Origin of the sequence: Dickeya lacustris (genome assembly GCF_029635795.1) — a bacterium.
In the GTDB taxonomy this organism is placed as follows: domain Bacteria; phylum Pseudomonadota; class Gammaproteobacteria; order Enterobacterales; family Enterobacteriaceae; genus Dickeya; species Dickeya lacustris.
This window is the reverse complement of record NZ_CP114280.1, coordinates 218,686-237,994: the sequence shown is the minus strand read 5'-3', so window position 1 is coordinate 237,994 and position 19,309 is coordinate 218,686. Positions and strand designations below refer to the sequence as shown.

The following is a 19,309-nucleotide window of genomic DNA, read 5'->3' as shown; positions in this document are numbered from 1 at the left end:
CCGAACTAAAGTAAAAAACACAGTGAATCCGTGTGCAAAAATGATAGCAAACCGGAATGTTGTTTATTTTTATCCGTTTTATAGCCCGATATTGCCAGCTTTACCGCATCACGTTACTTCAATTTTTTTAATCAATTCATTCATTTTTTCTTCCTGTCGCTTTTTGTCTAATCCGCTTAGGCTGTCAGCCAGCACATCACCTCAAGGATGTGCCGATTATCTCGCTACCGGTTGCAGTTAATCTGCAACGCGGGTACGACGCCCTGAGTCAAGGAGACTACAATGCAATACACTGGGAAGTACCTGAAGAACACCCTGCTGACGCTGGCGACGATCGCCGGATTTAGCGCCTGGCAAAGCCAGGCGGCGCTAACGACGGATAACCGATCGCTGGATCAAATCTATCAAAGCGCGCTGAAAGAAGGCGGCACCGTGACGGTCTATGCCGGCGGCGATGTTCAGTCCCAACAAACGGGGTTCAAGCAGGCATTTGAGAACCGTTTCCCCGGCATGAAACTCAATATCATCGTTGATTACAGCAAATACCATGACGCCCGCATCGATAATCAACTGGCAACCAATACGCTGGTGGCCGATGTCGTGCAGTTACAAACGGTGCAGAATTTCCCGCGCTGGAAGAAGCAGGGTGTCTTACTCAACTACAAACCGGTCGGCTGGGACAGTGTCTATCCTGCGTTTCGCGATGCAGACGGCGCATGGACTGGCGCGTATGTGATTGCGTTTAGCAATCTGGTCAACACCCAGTTACTCGACGAAAAATCCTGGCCGCGCGAAGCCAATGACTACCTGCGTCCAGACCTAAAAGGCAACCTGATTCTGGCCTACCCTAACGATGACGATGCGGTACTGTTTTGGTACAAACAGGTGGTCGATAAATACGGCTGGGAATATGTTGAAAAACTGCAAGAACAAGACCCGGTTTATGTGCGTGGCACGAACGTACCGGGCGCGCAAATCACCACCGGCAAATACAGCGCAACCGTTGCCAGCTCTGGCGCACTGGTGCCTGCGGCTAATGCCGTCACCCGGTTTGTGCTACCGAAAAGCGACCCCTTCGTCTCCTGGGCGCAGCGTGCCGCCATCCTCAAGCAGGCTAAACATCCCGAAGGCGCGAAGCTATATCTGAGCTGGTTGCTTGACCCACAAACCCAAACGCAAGTCGCACGCATGTGGTCAGTACGCACGGACGTCGCACCGCCAGCAGGCTACAAACGCATCTGGGAATACAGCAACACCAACCCACAGGCCTTTGCTGATTTCATGTCCGATCGCGGTGCCGTTGAACGTTTCCGCGCTCAAATGAGTTTGTATGTTGGTGAAGTCAAAGGCGAACCGACCCCCGGTTGGTTAGGCCCACGCCCGGAAACGCCACTGGCAAACTGAGCCTCTTTTTTCGCCAAACCCAACGGGCACGGATAGACATCTGGCACAGATAGACATCCCCCGTGACACACAAGCGATAAAAGAATCTCATGCCCTGCGGCCTGCGGGTTCGCATCGTCAACACCACGATCCCGACAAGCACGTCGGGATCGTCACGTATCAATGAGTAAGAACGCCGCCTGAATACCGGTGAGCCATTTTTTATAACTTTATAACGAAAATTAGTCGCTGCATTATTTGTTTCATTAACTCTCTGGTTGAGGGGCATCCTCCTTGGCGGCCAATATTAAAAATAGCCAGCGTGTTTTAGCAATGACCTATCATATATTTCTATTGATATCAAAGCCCTGCAAAAAAAGATAAGGTTGCCGAATGCATTGACTCTCTGCTGAAGCGTCAATGAAATAGGGTATGATGCTCTCATTAATAACAGACCAATAAGGCACGTGATATATGTTCGAGGATTGTGCGTTTTACCCTTGGGTCAATCTGACTCAAAAACAAGATATTAATAAGTATCCTAACGAGCCAGGCGTCTATATGATTGCACAGAGTGCCGTTTATCCCGGCGATAGCGAAACCAGCAATAAGGCGATTATTTATATTGGTGAAACCACCTCACAAGAGCTTATCCGTCGCATTAATCAGTTCGCGGTTTCAGCCTTTAATGAGAAAGCCGGTCACTCCGGCGGTAATACTTTTCGTAATAAACACATGAAAGTGATTGACGGAGAGAGGGTTCATACCGTTCCTCAACATCATATTTGGATTTCTGTTTGCCCGATAGCACCAAACAATAGTTACACATCGACTTATATAAAATACCTTGAGCGTAAATTACTTTGGGATTTTTTCCTCACCCACGGAAAATTACCTGAGCTTAATAAAAAATAAGGATGAAGCATGCTGATGCTTATTTTTTATCATCTATATCCCTCACTATCTCCCTCACTGAGGGCACAAAGCGCTTAATGCTAATGCACTGAATTATGGTAACTTATGTCAACGGCAATACCAACTGCGGCATGCCGTTGTCTATTATTAATCACCTGAACGGATAGCTGAATTATTATGATAACACTCTATTACACTCCAGGAGCCTGTTCGATGGCATCGCATATTATTCTGCGTGAATCAGAATTGCCTTTTACTGCTATACCGGTAAACCTTGCGACTCATACGCTGGAAGATGGCAGTGATTACTATCATATTTCACCTACCGGGCAAGTGCCGTTACTGGTGTTGGAAGATGGCACACCGTTAAGTGAAGGCGTGGCGATTTTGCAATATCTGGCCGATCAGGTTCCTGCCAAGGCGCTGGCACCAGAAAACGGAACGTTAGGGCGTTATCAATTACAGGAAGCGCTGAACTTTATCAGCAGCGAGTTACATAAAACGTTCTCGCCTTTGTTTCGCCAGACGACGCATGAAAGCACGCAAGTGACCGCTCGTGAACGGCTACGCACCCTGTTTGTCCGTATCAATCAGCGCCTGAGCGCGCAACCCTGGTTTTGTGGTGAGCGCTTTAGCATAGCGGATGCCTACCTGTTTACGGTGACGCGCTGGGCCGCTTACGCAAACGTAGATTTGTCTGATTTAAGCGCACTCAATGCCTATATGACGCGTGTTGCCGAGCGTCCGGCGGTAAAAGCAACCTTGCTTGCAGAAAACCGCCATTGATTCATTGATTCATTGATTCATTGATCGATTAATTCAATGTCCCCGATGTCTATTACGCTTACTTCGGGGATTTTAGTCAGCGCATATGGCACGTTTCTGCCAACCCGTTTCCTATTCAGCGCCCTCTTGCCAGCGAATGGCAACATTCTCGCACCCCCTCGCCCATCGCTCAGAAACAAACGGCAGCAAGGTGATGATTGCGCGGTCGATGTTATCGCGCGTCTACCGATTAGCCCCATTATTATTGCTATACCCGTCATCCTTCAAGTTGCAGGTACGTTGGCTTTCCTCGCTCACCCCAGTCACTTACCTGAGTAAGCTCCTGGGGATTCGCTGCGTCGCCGCCTTCCTGCAACCCGAATTATTTAGGGTATATATTCATTAATTACAGAATGACAGCAAATTAATTTCTGACAAAAATTGACATTCGGTGAGTTTATACCCTAAATACATCTCACCGCGCCTTATCGTTATGCTTTTTATGCTGATACTCCGTCAAGCTGATGCAGCGCATTGTCAGCGTGTTATTACGGCTATTTATCATAAAAACATAGGGCGCTAAATATCCGATACGGGCCAGCCCGTTTGCATCAACACGATGGTTGTTTTTATATCTGGTGTAAAAAAATTTACTCACCTGAAGCATGGAAAATAAGACAGGAGCAGATGAAATGAGAAAAATCTATTCGTTGATTGTCGGCGCTATTCTGGCTATCGCCACGCTAACCAGCCCAGCAAGCTACGCCAAGGGCACCGCCGGTGTTTTTGATTATTACCTGTTAACGTTGTCCTGGTCGCCCACTTTTTGCCTGACACATGCCAGCAATGAGCAGTGTACCAAGGGGTATGGTTTCGTGTTGCACGGATTATGGCCGCAATACACCAATGGCGGCTGGCCTGAGAGCTGCCCGCCAATCGCTACGCTAAACGCACAACAACGTAAGTATGGTAATACGTTGTTCCCGACCGATGCATTACTGACCCACGAGTGGGAAAAACACGGTACGTGCAGTGGACTGGGCGCTACAGGGTATCTGCAGGCGGCGGACAAAGCCGTGACCAGCGTGACGATCCCGCCAAGCTTCCAGGCACCCGCCAGCCCGCTGCAAATGACTGCCGACCAGATTCTGAACACTTTCCGTCAAAGCAACCCTGCGATTCCGAAAGACGGCATTGTGGCTGTCTGTAGCGGCCCTGAGCTTTCTGAAGTGCGGGTGTGTCTTGATAAAAACCTGAATTTCCAATCCTGCGCAAAATCGGTTAAATCACAGTGCCGCGACGGCAACATTCGTGTCCCTAACGTGCGCTAATTAACCACACCACTCCCCTTTTTAAGCCTGCGCAAGCAGGCTTTTCTAAACCAATCCTCTCTGTGTCAATTTTTTACCTCGCTTTGTAAAGATCTCTATTGAATTAATTTCAAATGTGAAATATCACTGTAATAAACCAACCCTAGCATGGTCGGTCGGATACGCTCACATTCTCTCAAGGTAGGTATAACAATATGTTTTTGTTTTCGCCGCAGGATAGCGCCTACACCCGTATGCTGTGTCAGTTTGAGTTTCAGGCTAAACAGGAAGGGATCACCCGGCAAACGATGTCCGCCGCCGTCGTTTTTCACGGCGGGATTTTACTGGTGCGCCGCAGCGCGAATGCCGCCCTGCTCCCTGGCTACTGGGAAATTCCAGGCGGAGGCCGGGAGCCGAGTGATCATAACCTGATGGCGACACTGATGCGGGAATTACAAGAGGAGACTGGCCTGCGCTTGCGCTATATTCGTCATTATCTGGGCTTTTTTGATTATCTGACGCCGGATAACGAGAAAATACGCCAGTGGAATTTTCTTGTCGATGTCATGCAAGAAGAGATAAAGCTCAATGCAGATGAGCATGATGCATGGCAGATAGTACGCCAGCCTGACGATATCCCGGCAGATGGGTTAATCAGCGAAGAGAGCCGCTTTGTCGTTAATGCGGCGATGCGCATGCTGGCCTGAATATTGCGCTGCCCGCGTACACAGGCAGCGCAGATGGCTTGATGAAGTCAATGACTTGACGAAGCCAATGGTTTTTTACGCAGCGCTAGCGCGTGCGCCGGGGCGTTTACACCAATTGACCCAGTGACGCAACATCAAACCCTTTCAGGCTATCGAGCTCCTGACGATGAACTTTTGCTACCCACTGAGCATCCGTTATCAGAGCACGGCCTACGGCAATCAGATCAAATTCATCTCGCTCCAGGCGCTCAAGCAGTTTATCAAGTCCGGCGGGGCTTGAACCTTTTCCTGCAAACGCGCTGAAAAACTCATCCGATAAACCAACGGAACCCACGCTAATAGTGGCAGCACCGGTCACTTTCTTCGCCCAACCCGCAAAGTTCAGCCCGTTTTCACCATCAAGTTCTGGAAACTCTGGTTCCCAGAAACGACGCTGTGAACAGTGCAGGATATCCACACCCGCTTCAACCAAAGGTGACAGCCAATCCTCCATCGCCAGCGGCGTAGGAGCCAGACGAGCACCATAGTCCTGCTGTTTCCACTGGCTGACTCGTAAAATCAGCGGGAAATCGGGGCCAACCGCCGCACGCACACTCTTCACTACTTCAGCGGCAAAGCGCGAGCGTTGCTTGATAGTCGCACCACCGAACAGATCGGTACGCTGATTGGTTTCACCCCAGAAGAACTGATCGATCAGATAGCCGTGCGCGCCATGCAATTCCAGCGTATCAAAACCCAGTCGTTTCGCCTCTGCCGCTGCGCGGGCAAAAGCCGCGATGGTATCGGCAATATCTTCTTCGGTCATGGCATTGACCGCGCGCATTATCCGGCGCAAACAGCCCTGAGGGGCTTTCAATATACTCAGGCTGCCACTCGACGCCTTGCACCGGCACAGAGCCAACATGCCATATTTGCGGCCCCATTTTTCCGCCAGCGGAATGTACTTGCTTAACCACATTCTGCCAGCCATTGAGCGCAGCCTCGCCATGGAAAAGCGGAATACCAGGATGGTTACGCGCCCCTGGGCGCTCAACAACCGTACCCTCAGACAGAATCAGTCCAACCTCACCTTCAGCGCGACGGCGATAATAGGCTGCGATATCCTCACCGGGGATGCCTTCTGGGGCAAAGGTGCGCGTCATCGGAGCCATTACGATGCGGTTTTTTAATTCCAGCGTTTTAAGTTTGAACGGACGAAACAGAACATCAACATTGGCCATATACGTCATCTCCTTGGGCATGAACCCGTGATGGTATACAATGTAAACCAAGTGTCAATCAGGCACATTAATGCTACCAGGTAGCCTTAAGGATACTGCCATGCTGAAATCTTGTTCTACGCCTTTCTCCCACGCGCACTGCCCCAGCCGTTTTTTGCTTGAGCAAATCGCCGATAAATGGTCGGTACTGGTGCTGGGCGCACTGTGCGATAAGCCGCTGCGTTTTAACGAAATCAAACGCAGCCTCGAGGGGATTACCCAAAAAGCCCTGACTCAGTGCCTGCGCAAGCTGGAACGTAACGGTATTGTCGCCCGCCGGGTGCTGACTTTTTCACCGATTGCGGTGGAATATCACATCACGCCGCTCGGCCATACTCTCAAAGAGCCCTTTCAGGCGCTCTACCGCTGGACGGTAGAATATCTGCCGGAAGTGGCAAAGGCGCGTGACGCGTTTGACAGGCGTCAGGAAGAGCAGCAGCTCGCCACAACTGACGCAAGCGTGATATCGAGCGACGAACGGCAGCGGCTCTCCCCGGCGTTAAGCGTTAAGACACCGTAAATGCCAGCATCATGCCGGTGTCTTCGTGCTCCAGCAGATGGCAATGCGCCATAAATGCCCGTTCACGCGGGGCCAGATGGTTAAACTGCACTAACACCTCGCTGTCTGCCCCTTCGACATGCACAATGTCTTTCCAGCCACGGCGGTGCGGCGCAGGGGGTTTACCGTTCTCTGACAAAATACGAAACCGGGTGCCGTGAATATGGAACGGGTGCAGCATCATGTCGCCCTGCCCGGAAATGCGCCAGACTTCCAGCTCACCGCGTTTGACATCAAACATCGGCTGCGCCATCTGAAACGCGGTATCGTTGATGCGATTGCCTGACATGAACCATGGCTCAGGCTGGCCTGGATTGCCATGCGCCATCGGCGCACCGCTGGGGTTATCCGCCATATCGCCATGTTGCATACCGCCGTGGTTCATGTCGCCGTGGTTCATACTGCTGTGATTCATACTGCTGTGATTCATACTGCTGGGGTTCATACTGCTGGGGTTCATACTGCTGGGGTTCACGCCGCTGTGATCCATGCTCTGATGCGTCATTGCCATGTCGCCATGCGACATGTTCATACCCGCCATCGCCTGCATACCGTAACGTTGCATTAATGCCTGCATCCCCAGCTTGTCGAGCTGTGGATCCATCGATAATTGCAATTGCCGGGTTTTCAGCCCTGTCGTAGCGGGAAGTGCCGGTAACGTCGCCAATGTGGTGGGTAGCGCGCCCGCTGTAGGCGACAGCGTTGGCTGAATGCGCAGTAACGGCAATGGCTTGTCGAACGGCGCGAGCGTCATACCCATTTGTGTGACCGGCAGAGCAACCAGATCAAAGGCATTGCCATCGCGCGCATCCACCATCACCTCAAAGCGCTCGCCCATCAGGATAGTCAGGCTGGTCAGGGCAACCGGCTCGGCCAGCAGCCCGCCATCACTGCCAATCACATACAGCGTGCGGCCATCGCTGGCCGCCACGTTCAGTGAACGGGCGTTACATCCGTTCAGCAGTCTTAACCGTAGCCAACCACGCGGAGCCTGATGCTGCGGGTAACGCACGCCATTAGTCAGCATCAAATCGCCAAACCAGCCCACCGCTGCCGACATCACATCGAGTTGATAATCAATCTGGCCATCGCTACCTAACCGCTTGTCTTGTAATACCAGCGGAATATCATCAACGCCCCACTGTGACGGCAGCGGCAGTGCCCGGCTGGTGGCATCCTGAATCAGGATCAATCCGCCAAGCCCCATCGCCACCTGCCGCCCGGTCGTGCCGTGAGTGTGTGGATGAAACCATGCGGTGGCGGCAGGTTGCTCCACGCGAAACGAGGTCGTCCAGCGCGCGCCCGGCTCAATCAGCGCCTGCGGGCCGCCGTCGGCCTCCCCCGGCACCTCTAGGCCATGCCAGTGCAAGGTGGCGGCTTGCGCCAGCGTATTGGTGACATGGATAGTGACCGACTGCCCTTGCTCTAATTGCAGTGCGGGCCCGAGGAAACCGCCATTAATGCCCCAGGTTGTAGTCGGTGCCTTATCCACCCAGCGCATACTGCCTGTCTGTAACGTCAAGGCGATGTTCCCGCTGGCATCTGGCGTCAGACGGGGTGGAATCGGCAAGTCAGGCTGCGTGCCCGCCCAAGAGAAGGCACTCCACCAGGGCAAGACACTGGCAGAGCCTAATATGGCGGCCAGCTTGATAAATTCGCGACGCTGCATTGCTCTCTCCTGTGCATGAAACGGTGCATGGAACCACGGTATTCGGGAAAGAGCGTGCACCTTCCAGTAACGGGAAGGTCAAGCGCTTGTGTAACTAAGCGATCGTGTGACTAGACGATCGTGTGACTAAACGGCTTCATCGCTAAATTTACCCCTTAATATTCATGGCGGCCCAGCCAGCGCTCTTTAAGAATGCTGGCGCGAATGCCCATATCCAGCAATGGGCGCGGCGGGATCATGTTCGGTTTACCGAGGGCCTGCATATCAGCTATCAGGGCGTTGTCCACACCACAGGCGAGATCCGCCAGTGTGCTGCCCGCGACAGTCTGCTTGGAAATGCCCGCGCCGTTGCACCCCACCGCCGCATACAGGTTATCGGCAAATTTCCCCCAGCCCGGCGCACCATTGCGTGTTACGCCAATCATGCCCGACCAACTGTGAGCAATCGGCACATCCGCCAGTTGCGCAAAGCGCGACAGGAAAATCGCCTGATGCTGGCGCGTGATGTCGGCCGTCTGGCGAGACGTGACGGTGTAACCCGGCGCATAGGTCACATGCTGGCGAATCAGAAAGCGACCGTCGCGCGTGTAACGCAACGTCGCGCCCGCAATCGCATTGGCGGGCGTCATGCCCCACGGGTCAAGCTCGCCGATACGCTGCTGCTGTTCCGGCGTCAGCGGCTCTGTCAGGGTCGCAAACGTTGAGAGACCGACAACCTGATGGGCAAACATCGGCAACTGCCGGGCGCAGCCGTTGGTAGCGACCATCACCTGACGCGCGCTCACCTCGCCGTAGGGGGTCGTCACCCGTATTGGCTGACCGGGATGAATGGCCAGCGCAGGGGTGTCTTCATAGAGCGTCACGTTATCCGGCAGGTTATCCGCCAGCCCACGCACCAGCGCCGCCGGATTCAGCAACACACAATGGGGCGTATAGATAGCGGCATGATAGTAGGGCGTGCCTAACTTGCGCGCCAGCGCTTCACCTTGCACTAACTGGTACGGTTCGGCCAAGGCATCCAGCTCGCGTGCATAGTGCGCCAGCAAATCCTGACGTTCAGGACGCACAATACAGTGGTATTTACCCTGCTGCTGCCAGTCGCACGCAATACCGTAACGGTCGATGAGGGTTTGCAGTTGCTCAAGGCCGGTGTGCAACAAGCGCCGGTAATTGGCAGCCTTCTCCAGTTCAGCCGTTGAGCTGCCAATATTGTGCGGCAGGTCGATAGCAAACCCGGAATTACGGGCCGACGCGCTGTTATCCACGTCGCGGGCATCCAGCACCACCACCTGCTCATGCGGGCGGTTTTCCGCCACCCGGCGTGCAAATGCCAAACCGGCATACCCCGCACCGATGATTAACCAATCCACCGTGATTTTCCGGCGTAATGCAGGCCGGGCCGCGCGCGGCGGTAACATCGCTGACCAGCCATTGATATTGGCGTCCAGCGGTAATGCGTTGATGTTCACGTTTTTCTTCCTGTTACTGATACAACCCTGCCCGACAGCGGCGCAGTGACCCGCCCACCCCGGCACCAACGGTTTTCACCATAAAAATCGGGCTGTTTCACACAGCCCGATTTTTATTAATAGTATACCGCGCTAACAGCAGGTGGTATCACTTAGGTGCAGGGATCTCCCAGATGATTTTCCCTGCGTCACCAGCATTCAAGAAAACTCCCCCCATATCCCTCAGATCCTCTACCGTTATCTTCCCCTGGAGCGAATAGCTCTTCCCATCACTCGATACGACCAGCTTCAATTTACTGCAAACAATGTCTTTTAAGACCCCCCAGGCGGAGGTATAAATCCCAGGCGTGATTTTTTCTATATTCCCACCCGCCAAAGAACTTTCCAAGGACCGGCCTTCACCAGAACCCACCCCCATAATATTAGACACTATCACATAGGTCACATTGGTCACATTGCTCTTGTCTAATTCAGACGATACCGTAGCGGCCACCTTCGAAATATTTATCGCTGGTTTCGTTTTTTCTATTACCACTGGGCATTTATATTTGTCCATAAAAAATCCCAGTAAAGGTTCACTGGGATATGGGCTTTTCACGTATTCAGCATTCAGAAATTCCGTCAGTTTATTCATGCAGTCATTTAAAGCTTCGCTGAGTTTATTTTTGACTTCATCTCTGACTTCCTTCTTCGTCAATAGGGCGGGTATGGACTCAGGATATGTAACGTCGTACCATTCATAAACCATAGTCGCGATATCATGTGGTAACCAGCGCAGTTGGTTATAGGCCACACCCTTTTTCTCTTTCATATTCCAAAGTTTTTCCCATGTATTTTTAAAACATGTCTTTCGATTATTGTCTATATTTCCTTTTGATTCAGACATATTACCGCTCGGCTCCACATCAACAATCATATAGATATCATTTATATTACAGGGATCGTTCAACACCAGTGCCTGGTGCAAACCAAATGTACGTAACAACCCATAGGGTATGGTTTTCAACCGATCTTTCCGCTTTGATAATTTATTCTTTAACTTCTCTTTGAAAACGCTTAATTCGTCAGGTACTGTATCTGATTTTTCTATTTCGCCAGGAACAGTTTTCTTTATATTAATCAACCAGGCACTGCAATCAATGGCGAAACGAATTTTTGCCTCGCTCCTTCCAAACCCATCCAGATACTGAAGTAATGCTTCCTGATCGGATTTTATTTCTTTATTCCAGTCGGTCATTAGCGGAGAATTCAAATGTAAATGAATTAACCATTCGACATTTCCGAACTCTTTTGCATTCTTATTTTTTTCTGCAACGCTCTTCAGGGTTTCCGCCCATGATTTCATCGTTTCCAGGCCATTACCCAAGTGATTAGAAATGATAAGGATCGTACCGACAACATTCCCTTCACTACGTTTATTTTTACCAAAAATCTTTGAGTTATGCGTCTGCAACAAAATACCCGTTGTGTTATCTGCAATATAACCAGAAGCATCTGGATTACACTTTTTCAGATAATTATTGATGAATTCCATGTACGTTGCCTCATCTTTTTCACCAGGCGAATTACATATACTGAATTTACATTCCATTTTCGTCCCCATGCATTTTTAAATAGAAATAACGTTGCTTGCGTAATGATGAAATAAATGTATCTACTCCATCGCTGTGCCAAAGCACGCCGCAAAACTACGCGATGCAGGCTGAGATGACTTGGTAAAACAGGGTATCTGACAAGGCGAAATCACGATTAAATACAAACATGACAGATACCGTGACAAGCTTCGGCAAAATACCGCCATTAGCAAAAAAATGCGCCATACCGGGAAAGTATGGCGCGGGGGATAAAACAAACCGTGCAGGCGGGAAACTACGGCGTCGGCAGGCTTTCCTGAGGTTCACTGGCAAAGCCGCGCAGCCCGACCACATGCACATGCTCGTGGTTTTGATACACTTTACGCACCAGTTTATAGGTGGTGCCTTTTTCCGGGCTGATGTTCTCCGGTGCGGCAATAATTAACTGCATTTCCAGCCGTTCGCACAGCTCGAATAGCGTGGCGATGGATTTGGCATCCAGACGCGCCGCTTCATCAAGGAACAGCAGGCGGCACGGCGAGATATCTTTACCACGCAGGCGGCGCGACTCCTCTTCCCAGCTTTGCACCACCATCACCAGAATCGACATCCCGGTACCGATGGCCTCACCGGTAGACAGCGCCCCGCTCTCGGCACGCAGCCAACCGTCGGCCCCGCGATTCACCTCGACTTCCATCTCCAGATAGTTGCGGTAATCCAGCAACTCTTCACCAATGGTTTGTGGCGTGCGTTGGCCAAGGTCGATTTCCGGGTTCAGGCGCTGATACAGCTTCGCCAGCGCTTCCGAGAACGTCAGACGATGGCTGTTAAACAGATCCTGATGCAGCTCTTGCTGTTCAGACAACACATTCAGCAAGGTGGTGTGGGTTTCACGCACATTGACATTGAGCCGCACACTTTTCACCTGCCCAAACGCCACCGCCTGTAGCCCCTGGTTGAGCATGCGAATGCGGTTCTGTTCGCGTTGAATGGTCTTACGAATGATATTCGCCACGCTGCGCGAACTGATGGCCAGCGTTTTCTCGCGCGCAGTCAGCTCTTCCGTCAGGCGGTTAAGCTCGATTTCCATCTGCTCGATGGCTTCAACCGGGTCATCGGTACGGATAATATCCTGACGGATACGCTCACGCAGATGCTGGTAAACCGCGATATAGAACTGCACTTTGCGCTCAGGCCGCTTTGCATCCTCGGACAGGCGCAGCACATCGCGCAAATGTTCGTTATCCGCCACCGCCTGGCGCAGTGCGCCGAGCGCTTTATCCGACATCGAGCGCAGTTCATCACCGCTCAGGTAGGCCAGTTCGCGCCGATGTAAGCGGCGCTCAACACCGTTATCTTTCACCAACCGCATCACCGTACACCAACCGGCTTTCGCGCTGACCACCTGCTCGCGCATCACCACATATTCACGTTCGAGCTTGCGCAGTTTTTTCTGCAAGCCGTCCATTTCCGCTTCACAGAACGTTATCTGTTTTTCCAACTGATGCCGACGAGAGCGGTTAGCGCTGAGAGCCGCGTGCAATTCATCACGACGGCTACGGGCGCGGATTTCGGCGTCCGCATCGGCACGCACCCCGATATCAGACAGCTCCTGGGTCAGCTCTTTGAGCATGTCATTTTTGGCGTCATAGGCACTTTTGAGCGACGCCTGCAACTGGCTGTATTGCGTCAGTTGCGCCTGCTGCTGGCGTAGTTGTTCGCGCGCCCGGCTGCGCGCGTGCTCCGCCTGCTCCAGTTGCTGGCGCAGTTTGTCGTTGAGCGAGGCATTGGCATTGAGCATACCGGCCGAGTCGGTATAGCTGAAATGCGCACGACGCTGTACCACTTCGGTTAACGCAAAAGCCTGCTGTTTCGCGTTACGCTGGGCCTGTTGCGCCTGCGTATAGTCTTCGCGCAGTTGCTCATACTGCTGTGGATCGTTTTGCAGCACCGCCAGTAACGGTTCAAGTTTCGTTAGCGATGCACCATGCTGTTGAATGAAGCGCGCCGCATCTTGTGCGGTTTCATACTCTTCACGCAGCCCGTCGAGGCGGTCGGCCAGCTCGTCGTCACACAGCAAACCGATACGCGGAGTCAAGCGATGTAACAACCCGCTCTGCACTTTCGCCTGTTCGTATTGCTGACGCTGGTGCTGGTTTTCATTATCAAAATTGCTGATTGCGCGCTCAAGCTCGCCGCGCCGCACACTGAGCGCTCGGATTTCCGCTTCCGGGTCGGTATCGAACGCAACCGCCAGATGGCTGCCGATAAAGCGGCTGAATGCCTGATGTAAACGCTGAATTTTCTGCACGTCGAAAGACAACGTGGCGTACTGCTCCGCCAGTTGCTCTCGCTCTTCACGCAGGCTTTCCAGGCGCTGCTCACGCGCGGCGCGGCCAAACAGCGGCACCTCCGGGAAGCGGGAATAGCGCCACTGGCGCTCGGCGATTTTCACCACCACCGCCTTTTCCAGCTCTTCGACTTCAAACACGCTGTCATCAAATGACTGCGGATCGCCCTCGATCAGGTAGAGATCTTCCGGGCATTCGTCGAGTCCGGCCAGTTGATCGCGTATCCGCGACAGATCAGACACCACAATGGCATGGCGTGACGGCCCATAGAGCGCCGAGAAGTATGGCGCATCGTCCAGCGTGACATCATCGTAAATCTCGGATAGCAGCACGCCGCCAAAACGCTCTGCCAGCGCGTTCAGGCGCGCATCTTCCGCCCCACCCGGCTGGCTAAGTCGCTCGATTTGCGCCTCGACATGCTGTTTGCGCTGCCGCGAGGCTGTCGCGCTCCACCGTGGCTTCACGCTCACGCTCCAGCAACTGCTGCATGAACTCGGTCACATGCTGGCTGTCGGTAAACGCCTCACCGCTTTGTTCACTCAGTTGCGTGAGCGCCTCTTGCGCCGCCAGCCACGCTGGGGCTCGTGCGGTCAACTGCGCGATACGCTGTTGGAGCTGCTCTTGTTCCTGACGTAACGCCAGACGTTTTTCACCGGCCTGAGCGACCACATCAGACAACGCCTCAATGCGGGCCTCCAGCTCTTGCTGCAAAGCCTCCAGCGCCTCGGGCGCATAGTCCTGCCCGGCCCGTTTGCCAAACTCCTGCAACAGGCGTTCGGCATCCTGCTGTTCGCGCCGCCGCTGTTCAAGCTCCGCAAGGCGCGCGCGCAGCGGGGCGACCTGCTCGGCCTGATAACGCTGCGAAGCGTTGTCACGCAGCAACTCACGCGCCACTTCCCAGGCTTCGTGGCGGCTCACCGTACCGGCGATGCGGCCAACCAACTGGTAGGCTTGTTCAAATTGGTGGCTGGCCACATCTGCCACACTCAGCTTCTGCTCCAGTTGCAGCAACAGCTCGGTGGCCTCTTGCTCTTTGGCCTGAAAACTCTCCAGCCATTCATCGGCGTTCTCGGGCGTCAGGTCTGGCAACTGGCACAGCGCACGCGCGCGCTCAAGCGCCTGCTGTGCCTGGCTGTACTGAATCGCGCGGGTTTGCTGCACATCCAGCGCCTGTTGATAATCAGCCAGCTGGCTTTTTAGCTCATCGACTTCCTGTTCGGCCGCCTCTGCGTGGGCGTCGTTCTCCGCCAGTTGCTCGCGCGCCTCGGCCACCACCTCGTTTTGCTCTTCCAGCCGGTAGCTCAGTTCTTCAAGATCATCCTGATAACGGGTGATCTTTTCCTGCTGGCGCATGGCGGTTTGCACCAGGCTGAGATGATCGCTGGCGGCCTGATAGTCAGTTTCTAAATCCTGCTCTGCGCCGGTGTGTTCATGTAATTCGCGCGCCATATCAACATGGCGGGTTTGTTCGGTCATCAGCTGTTTACGGCTGGCAAACAGCTCGCGTCGCAGCGCCAGCGCCCCATCAAGGTGGATGCGGCGCTCATTGGCATGGCGCATGTAGTCCGCCGCCACATAAGACGTGGCTTCAGAAATCAGGTGCTTGAATAAATCACGGTCAGACTGGGTAACACGGATGGCTTCCAGCGTCATCCGGTTCTCGCGCAGCGCCGCTTCCATATCCTGGAATGCTTTACGCACGCCGCTGTTTTCCGGCAGCAAATAATCGCGCAGCGAGCGGGTAATGGCGCTGGAGATCCCGCCATACAGCGAGGCTTCTATCAAACGGTAGAATTTACTGCGATCCGATGCCGAGCGTAAACGGCGCGGCACAATACCGAGATCAAACATCAGCGAGTGATAATCGGTAATCGAGTTGAACTGCTTAAATTGCACCCCTTCATACGCATCCAGCCGGTCTTTCACGTCCTGTAGCGACAACACGCGCGCCTGACGTTCACCCACGGTCTGCGTCAGAATCTGTGTCGGTGCAACCGCCACCGGCAGGCCCTGAATAGTAAACGGTTTGATGTCCACCTTGCGATCGCGCCCGGCCACCTGCTGCAAGCGCACCCCCACCAGCACTCGCTGATGGCGCGAGTTGACCACATCCAGCACCGAATAACACACGCCCGCGCGCAATTTACCGTGCAGGCCTTTATCGCGCGAGCCGCTGGTGGCTCCGGCTTCGGTGGTATTACGAAAGTGCAGTAAGGTGAGATCAGGGATCAGCGCCGTGATAAAGGCCGCCATGGTGGTGGATTTACCCGCGCCGTTACCACCGGATAACGTCGTCACCAGTTCATCCAAATCAAAAGTGCGGGCAAAAAAGCCGTTCCAGTTGACCAACGTCAGCGAGCGAAATTTTCCGCGTTCAATCATTCCTGTTCATCCTCAACACGTGGCTCATCGGCGTTATCGTCACTGTCATCCAGCGACAGGCGGCTATCCACCGGCATGGCTTCACCATCGCGGATCATGCGCAACTGGGCTTCGCGTGGGTCATCGCCACTGCGAACGTCAGCGCCAAAGCGAAAAACGGCTTCCGTAATACGAAACTTGCTGCTGTCTGCCCCCATGAAGTAAATCATGCCCAGGCGACGCAGCCGGTTTAGCGAAGTGCGCACTTTTTCGTGTAATTTCTGCCGGTCAAGATCGGAGCCACTGGAGCGCTGATTGACGAGCTTCAGCAGCTTGTTCTCATCGGCAAGACTCACCAGCTCTTCATACAATTCTTGCTGACTGAAAATACCCTCGTGCGCCAGCCGCTCGGGGCTGAGGTAGAGGTAACAGAGCACTTTCCCCACCATCATATCCAGCTCGGACAACACCGAGCGCGGGATAAGGGTGGTTGAGCGCGGGCGCAGATAAAAGAACCCTTCCGGCGCGCGAATAAGCTCAACATGGTAACGGGCATAGAACTGCTCCAGTTCATCCTGAAAGTCCATCAGGAAGACGTGGTTTTCCAGTTCTTCCACACCGACATGGCGACCGGCGCGCAATTGGCTGTCTAATGCCGGGAACAACGGGCTGGACAACATGCTGACCAGCCGGGCGGAAACACTTTGATCAATATTTATCGATGACATGGGCCTGTACCTTGGCTCCGTACTCATTGATTGCCTGCCACAGCGCAGGCAATCCGGTGAAATCAGCTTCGGCTACACCCAGACGAACCGCCTGGTCAACCACAATACGGGCAATGTCGAAATGCTGCGCGCGCGGATAGTGTGTCAAATACTCGCGCACCACATCGCCCAGATTAAGCGGGATCTGTTGCTGTTTATATTTTTGTAGCGCGAGCTCAACCATCGCCGCAATTTGCTCACGAATTTCGCTAAACGCCTCATATTCCAGATCCGGCGGCAACTCGCCGGTGACTTCCTCAGAGCGCAACGTCAGTTCTTCATCTCGCATATCCAATAGGCGATCGGCGTTGGCATAGGTTAGCGCCCAAGGCTTATCGAAATAGCTCTGTACCGATTGGCGCAAACGCTGGGCAAACACCCGGTTTTTGTCCATATCGATAGCGGTGCGGATAAATTTATGCACATGGCGGTCATAGCCAATCCATAAATCAATGCTTTGTTGACCCCAACTGATAATGCGATCGAGTTTGCTTTGTAAATCAAAGACCAGATTATCGACAAATGACAGCGACGCCTGGCCAAGCGTGGCATCCTGAATACGCAGCAGGCTGGTTTGCAACTTATCGCCCGCCGCTTCCAGCGTATCTTGCAACTCGCGCAGCGTTTCCGAGGTTTCCCCCAGTAACTTCTCGCAACTGGAAATGGCCGCCCGCCAGTCCTGCGTCAGCAGTGAGGCAATGTTCTCTTTTACGCCTTGCTGTTGCTCATCCATCACACGCTGTGACAAATCGATACTGTCGAAAATTTCCGCTACCGAATACTTCAGCGGCGCGAACACGTTACGGTGCCAATGTACCTCATCGCCCCCTTCTTGCGCCGCCTCAGCCGCTCGCCCCAATTCCTGGGCAACAATCGACAACTGCATCGACAGACGCAGTGCCGAAAACTCGCGCTGGCGAATGTAGTAGTCGGTTATCCCGATGCCAAGCGGCGTCAGGCGATAAATGGCATGGCCTTCGGCCAGTTCGCTGGTAAAGCGGTTAAGCAAACGCTGGCGCACCAGGTCGTTAATGGCGTTATTGGCGCGAACCGGAATGGTTTCATGGGTTTGTTCAAACCCTTTGCTGACATGGCGGAACGCATCGACCAGTTCCCCTTCGCTGATTTCGCCATCCATCCGCTCGCCGTTTAAGGTGGCGATAGCCAGCAGAAAAGCCAAACGCTCCGTTGGCAGGGTAATGGCGAAATCGTTTTTTCTTGCCCAGGCAACCAGTTCAGGTACGGTCTGAGAAACATCACTCATAATGCATCCTTCAACGCAGGTTTATGCGCCATCACATGGATATAGCGCCCCAGACTGACAAACGGTTCCTCCCGGCAATAGCGCTGTTCCAGCGCCAGTAATGCCTCAAAGTCGTCAGCCTGTTGTTGCTTGTTTTGCAAGTAGTCATGAAATACCCGCACGCCGGTTTTACCACCAAGCTGCAAGCCTAATTGCTCCAGCCACTGGTAGACCTGCGGCGGGTTGAGCGGGTTATCCGGCGAGAGCGAGCGGCGTTTACGCTTGGGCATCCCGGCGGCGACGTAGGCAAAATTGCCGAGCACCATATTGCGCAGCACCAGCGCCTGATGGTTGTAGAACATCAGCGATAATGCCCCTCCCGGCACCAGTTGCTGGCAAAGTACCGTCAGGGCCTGCACCGGGTCAGCCACCCATTCCAGCACGGCGTGAAACAACACGAGATCCACCGGCTGCGTCAGATGCGCGCCCACGTCCTGCGCAGCACAATGCACAAACTGCATATTCGCCGCCACACCATCAGCGCGCGCAGCCTGTTCAGCGCGCGTCAACATCTCATCAGAGAGATCGCACAACACCACCTGATGACCCAGTGCCGCCAGACGACGCGACATCGGCCCTTCGCCGCCTCCGGCATCCAGAATACGCAGCGTGCGCGCAGGCAAACGGGCCAGCAGCGTCTCCAAATCCTGCCACAGCACCGCCTGGCGCAAACGACCTTTGGTGGTGCCGTAGATATTTCGGGCAAATTTATCGGCGATATCGTTAAAATTACGATCCTGCATTCCACGGTTCCGCATAAAGGATGACGGCACGTTTTACACGCACACCTGCAACACCCTGTGCCAGTTACCCTATTACCGCCGGAGTGCAGAAAATGTCACTGCAACACCACAGCGGCTCGCTATAACCAACTGGTTTTTGTTTGAACCTGCCATTTTGTCACAGGCTGGCCTAGA

Annotated in this window: 12 protein-coding genes and 2 pseudogenes; 6 read left to right on the top strand and 8 right to left on the bottom strand. The window is 53.5% G+C overall.

What is annotated here, in order from left to right; genetic code table 11:
- Positions 1–282: 282 nt before the first annotated feature.
- The 5 genes from O1Q98_RS01030 to O1Q98_RS01010 all read left to right on the top strand — a co-directional run bounded on the left by O1Q98_RS01030 (position 283) and on the right by O1Q98_RS01010 (position 5,080).
- Complete coding sequence (locus O1Q98_RS01030) at positions 283–1,404, top strand: ABC transporter substrate-binding protein (protein ID WP_125259386.1); 1,122 nt, start codon at positions 283–285, stop codon at positions 1,402–1,404.
- A gap of 540 nt (positions 1,405–1,944) precedes the next feature.
- A complete protein-coding gene (locus tag O1Q98_RS01025; protein WP_278142619.1) occupies positions 1,945–2,298 on the top strand; it encodes a hypothetical protein in 354 nt (117 codons plus the stop codon).
- Positions 2,299–2,475: 177 nt separating this feature from the next.
- Complete coding sequence (gstA, locus tag O1Q98_RS01020) at positions 2,476–3,084, top strand: glutathione transferase GstA (RefSeq protein ID WP_416232416.1); 609 nt, start codon at positions 2,476–2,478, stop codon at positions 3,082–3,084.
- Positions 3,085–3,755: 671 nt separating this feature from the next.
- On the top strand, positions 3,756–4,394 hold the full coding sequence (locus O1Q98_RS01015; RefSeq protein WP_125259384.1) for a ribonuclease T2 family protein: 639 nt from the start codon (positions 3,756–3,758) through the stop codon (positions 4,392–4,394).
- 194 nt (positions 4,395–4,588) lie between these two features.
- Positions 4,589–5,080 (top strand): NUDIX hydrolase, encoded by a 492-nt coding sequence (locus O1Q98_RS01010; RefSeq protein ID WP_125259383.1) that lies wholly within the window; start codon positions 4,589–4,591, stop codon positions 5,078–5,080.
- A 106-nt stretch (positions 5,081–5,186) separates the two neighbouring features.
- Here the strand turns inward: O1Q98_RS01010 and O1Q98_RS01005 are convergent.
- A pseudogene (locus O1Q98_RS01005) lies at positions 5,187–6,300 on the bottom strand (NADH:flavin oxidoreductase).
- A 70-nt stretch (positions 6,301–6,370) separates the two neighbouring features.
- On the opposite strand from O1Q98_RS01005, the gene O1Q98_RS01000 reads away from it, so the two are divergent.
- On the top strand, positions 6,371–6,859 hold the full coding sequence (locus O1Q98_RS01000; RefSeq protein WP_125259381.1) for a winged helix-turn-helix transcriptional regulator: 489 nt from the start codon (positions 6,371–6,373) through the stop codon (positions 6,857–6,859).
- On the opposite strand, the gene cueO is transcribed toward O1Q98_RS01000, so the two are convergent.
- The 7 genes and pseudogenes from cueO to cmoM all read right to left on the bottom strand — a co-directional run bounded on the left by cueO (position 6,846) and on the right by cmoM (position 19,135).
- Entirely contained in the window at positions 6,846–8,567 is a 1,722-nt protein-coding gene (gene cueO / locus O1Q98_RS00995; protein ID WP_125259380.1) for a multicopper oxidase CueO, read from the bottom strand. The genes O1Q98_RS01000 and cueO overlap by 14 nt on opposite strands.
- A gap of 155 nt (positions 8,568–8,722) precedes the next feature.
- Positions 8,723–10,036, bottom strand: coding sequence for an NAD(P)/FAD-dependent oxidoreductase (locus O1Q98_RS00990; RefSeq protein WP_125259379.1), 1,314 nt, complete (start codon positions 10,034–10,036; stop codon positions 8,723–8,725).
- Between the two features lie 148 nt (positions 10,037–10,184).
- The gene (locus tag O1Q98_RS00985) at positions 10,185–11,570 is read right to left on the bottom strand and encodes a hypothetical protein (protein ID WP_240632753.1); all 1,386 of its coding nucleotides are present in this window, start codon (positions 11,568–11,570) and stop codon (positions 10,185–10,187) included.
- A 335-nt stretch (positions 11,571–11,905) separates the two neighbouring features.
- Positions 11,906–16,343, bottom strand: a pseudogene (gene mukB, locus O1Q98_RS00980) (chromosome partition protein MukB).
- A complete protein-coding gene (gene mukE, locus O1Q98_RS00975; RefSeq protein WP_125259376.1) occupies positions 16,340–17,050 on the bottom strand; it encodes a chromosome partition protein MukE in 711 nt (236 codons plus the stop codon). Before mukE ends, mukB begins: the two are co-directional and overlap by 4 nt.
- Positions 17,031–18,353: a chromosome partition protein MukF gene (gene mukF, locus O1Q98_RS00970; protein WP_125259375.1), complete on the bottom strand. Its 1,323-nt coding sequence runs from the start codon at positions 18,351–18,353 to the stop codon at positions 17,031–17,033. Before mukF ends, mukE begins: the two co-directional genes overlap by 20 nt.
- The gene (gene cmoM / locus O1Q98_RS00965) at positions 18,350–19,135 is read right to left on the bottom strand and encodes a tRNA uridine 5-oxyacetic acid(34) methyltransferase CmoM (protein ID WP_125259374.1); all 786 of its coding nucleotides are present in this window, start codon (positions 19,133–19,135) and stop codon (positions 18,350–18,352) included. The genes mukF and cmoM overlap by 4 nt, the downstream gene beginning before the upstream one ends.
- Positions 19,136–19,309 lie beyond the last annotated feature (174 nt).